The organism is Shewanella sp. A22 (assembly GCF_053850585.1).
This window is the reverse complement of record NZ_JBSQBN010000211.1, coordinates 1-3,269: the sequence shown is the minus strand read 5'-3', so window position 1 is coordinate 3,269 and position 3,269 is coordinate 1. Positions and strand designations below refer to the sequence as shown.

Sequence of the window (3,269 nt, the reverse complement as noted above, 5' to 3'; positions counted from 1 at the left end):
GACTCCATTCTGGCGGGTTTCAAAGTCCTTTATGCTTCGTTAGATGCTTTCAAAATACGACGGCATGGTCTATTTTTTTCCATAAAAAATAACACATTCCCACCATCCATGGCGGTCAGATGCTGGATGTAAAGTAACGCAGGAGCTTGTTACCGAGGATCACTATTCGCTTCAATCATCTGCCTTGCCTACAGCACTTTGAACGCCCGCTGAAAGATCACATATTTAATAGGATTGGTATAAATTAAAATCTTCGGATTTCATCGTTTAGTTCGAACAATCATTCACACCATTATTGGTCATAAGTGCTTATAATTTTAATAAGTGCGACCTTGTTAACAATATGTTGCTTATCGTTAACGACAAATTATTCTATATGCCATAATTAACTATTGGTAATGTATTTAGATTTGTTTGCGCTCATCTAATTTATGTTATTAACACTTCCCTCTCAGCATTGTTACCTATCATTTTGGTATCGGGATCATTTTTGCTCATACAAAACATGGAGCGCATTTTTGTATAAAAATTCAAACATGATAATTAAGACAATGAACTTAGCATTGGTAAGCTGGAGCTTATTAGTATTAGGGTTTATGTTGACCTTATATGTACAAAACAGACTATCAGCAGAACAATTTGCTTTCACTGAAGCTAGGGCAAGTATCAAAAAAGACATTGCGTTTAGAAACTGGGCCGCTTCCCATGGCGGCGTTTATGTACCTGTCAACGAGCACACGAAACCTAACCTTTATTTATCCCATATCCTCAATCGCGATGTCATCACACAAGATGGCCAAAGCTCACTCTGATGAACCCTGCTTATATTCTTTCACAAGTCACACAAGAATATGCCAATTATTACGGTACTAAAGGCCATATCACCAGCTTAAATCCACTCAATCCCAATAATGCAGCCGATCTATGGGAAACAAAAGCATTAACCAAAATGGAAAAAACATTAACCGAATACAAAGAGCTCACTAACATAGATGGCATACTTTATATGCGTGTACTTGAACCTATGGTCGTAGAAGAAAGCTGCTTAAAGTGCCATGCAGAGCAAGGGTATCATGTCGGTGATCTTCGAGGCGGAGTGTCAATCTCAATTCCGGTTTAACCATTTTACGATAAAATGTTTCACCAATTACTCTACGCAAGCCTGTTTCTATTAATGCTATGGTGTATTGGTTGCGCGGCAATCGTACTTTACAAAAATAGAGCACAAAAATATTGGTTTGATAAGCAAAATGATTTTAAGCAATATTTATATTCTTTAGTAGAAATGATTGAAGAACGTGATAGTTACACTGCAGGGCATACTCGTAGAGTAGCCGATTATGCAGTTCGTATTGCCAGGGCGTTAAAACTCAATGACGCAGAAATAGATAACCTTCATCGAGCGGCGATGGTTCACGATATTGGTAAAATCGCGACACCTGATTCAATTTTACTTAAGCCTGGTAAACTCAATAAAATTGAATTGGGGATGATTCAACAACATGCAATCTCTGGGTATCAGCTACTTTATAAAATTAATACATTTGCTGATATTGCTAATATCGTTCGCTCACACCACGAAAAGTACGACGGTTCTGGCTACCCTGATGGTTTAAGCGGCAGCGATATACCTAAACTCTCACAGATTATCGCAATAGCTGACGCCTTTGATGCAATGACAACAGACCGAATCTATAAAGGGCGTAAATCTGTTAAAGAAAGTCTCGTTGAAATAGCGCAACTTGCAGGGCACCAATTTGATCCTCAATACACCAACATCGCCATTAAGGCATTACAAAATGTTAAATTAGATAACAGCTCTCAAACTCAACAAAATATGACAGAGCAACAAAGACTTGCTTATTTTTTTAATGACCAACTTACAGGTCTGTTTAACCGTGCTTTTCTCGGTATGTTGTTGTCACCAGTTCTTGATCAAAACATGAAAATAAAACCAGAACAGATGCAATATGCGACCATTATTTATCTACAAAATTTTTCCATATTTAATCGCGAAAAAGGTTGGGAAAATGGAAACATATTGTTAACCCAAGTCGCCTCGGTGTTAATCGATATGTTGGCGACATCGCAATTATTTAGGATCCATGGTGATGAGTTTATTATCCTATCAGCACAGCCAATCGACATATTACCTTTAACAACACAGCTTTCAAAACTTACCATTAATCACTGCATTGAATATAAAATTGAGCAATTTGAAATCACAAACAAAATATTTTATTCCATTGATACTTTAGAAAAATACATGCATGACCAAAGCTTATTATCAACCAAATAAACGCTATTAATATACTCAACAATATTCTGCGCGGTATGGCTCTCGTAGTTGCCGTTAACGAATCTGTGCTTTTATAAATTGACATTGCACATCTCATCGTCATGAAACTTTACTGAATGTAATATGGCGCTATAATGGACGCAAACATGACACTACTAACAGATTAATGAAAAATAACATCGAAATAGTTGACCTTCTACGCCAGCGTATTCCGACATTCGAATGTAAGCCGGGTTGCCACGATTGTTGTGGACCAGTAACAACCTCTTCAGCTGAAATGTCACGCTTACCGGTAAAAACGGTTGCCCAACATGAAGCGGCATTAGACAATTGGAACTGTGTGCACCTTGGTCCCAATGGTTGCGAAGTGTATGAACAACGCCCATTAATTTGTCGCATATTTGGTACCACACCCCGCATGCCCTGCCCCGAGGGTTGTCGTCCAGATGAGATGATAGACTCTAAAACCGAGACCCAAATACATCATTACATTGCCAATACACGCCAAGTGTTGGTGTAAGCTATCCAACAAAGCGTATTAACTCTGCTAACGTCACTAAGCGTAACAAAGCACCATTAGTCCTTTTCTTAAAAAGGCTTTTTGCGAGTATTGTCTTTTATTCGCAACATTCATTACCCCCTAAGATAATACCAATTTCATTAAATATCTGGTCAGTTCAGAGTCTCTCGGTTTTTCAATTCAAGGCACATTGATGTAGAAATGGTTGTTGCCTTTTAAATCGATGTAACACAGAAGTGGCATACCTGAGAGACTCCATTCTGGCGGGTTTCAAAGTCCTTTATGCTTCGTTAGAAGCTTTCAAAATACGACGGCATGGTCTATTTTTTCCATAAAAAATAACACATTCCCACCATCCATGGCGGTCAGATACTGGAGGTAGAGTAACGCAGGAGCTTGTTACCGAGGATCACTATTCGCTTCAATCATCTGCCTTGCCTACAGCACTTT

Annotated in this window: 4 protein-coding genes; all 4 read left to right on the top strand. The window is 38.5% G+C overall.

Going from position 1 to position 3,269, the window contains the following annotated elements; all coding sequences use genetic code 11:
• Positions 1-536 precede the first annotated feature (536 nt).
• Positions 537-812 carry a hypothetical protein gene (locus ACWXWT_RS20185; RefSeq protein WP_456043360.1) on the top strand — a complete coding sequence of 92 codons (276 nt, stop codon included), beginning with the start codon at positions 537-539 and terminating at the stop codon, positions 810-812.
• On the top strand, positions 812-1,120 hold the full coding sequence (locus ACWXWT_RS20180) for a Tll0287-like domain-containing protein (RefSeq protein ID WP_456043359.1): 309 nt from the start codon (positions 812-814) through the stop codon (positions 1,118-1,120). The genes ACWXWT_RS20185 and ACWXWT_RS20180 overlap by 1 nt, the downstream gene beginning before the upstream one ends.
• Before the next feature lie 15 nt (positions 1,121-1,135).
• Entirely contained in the window at positions 1,136-2,299 is a 1,164-nt protein-coding gene (locus ACWXWT_RS20175) for an HD domain-containing phosphohydrolase (RefSeq protein ID WP_456043358.1), read from the top strand.
• Positions 2,300-2,465: 166 nt separating this feature from the next.
• On the top strand, positions 2,466-2,819 hold the full coding sequence (locus tag ACWXWT_RS20170) for a YkgJ family cysteine cluster protein (protein ID WP_456043357.1): 354 nt from the start codon (positions 2,466-2,468) through the stop codon (positions 2,817-2,819).
• Positions 2,820-3,269 lie beyond the last annotated feature (450 nt).

Excerpts from the sequence above, each read along its gene's own strand:
- ACWXWT_RS20185 (WP_456043360.1), top strand. The coding sequence starts at position 537 with ATGATAATTAAGACAATGAACTTAGCATTGGTAAGCTGGAGCTTATTA.
- ACWXWT_RS20180 (WP_456043359.1), top strand. The coding sequence starts at position 812 with ATGAACCCTGCTTATATTCTTTCACAAGTCACACAAGAATATGCCAAT.
- ACWXWT_RS20175 (WP_456043358.1), top strand. The coding sequence starts at position 1,136 with ATGTTTCACCAATTACTCTACGCAAGCCTGTTTCTATTAATGCTATGG.
- ACWXWT_RS20170 (WP_456043357.1), top strand. The coding sequence starts at position 2,466 with ATGAAAAATAACATCGAAATAGTTGACCTTCTACGCCAGCGTATTCCG.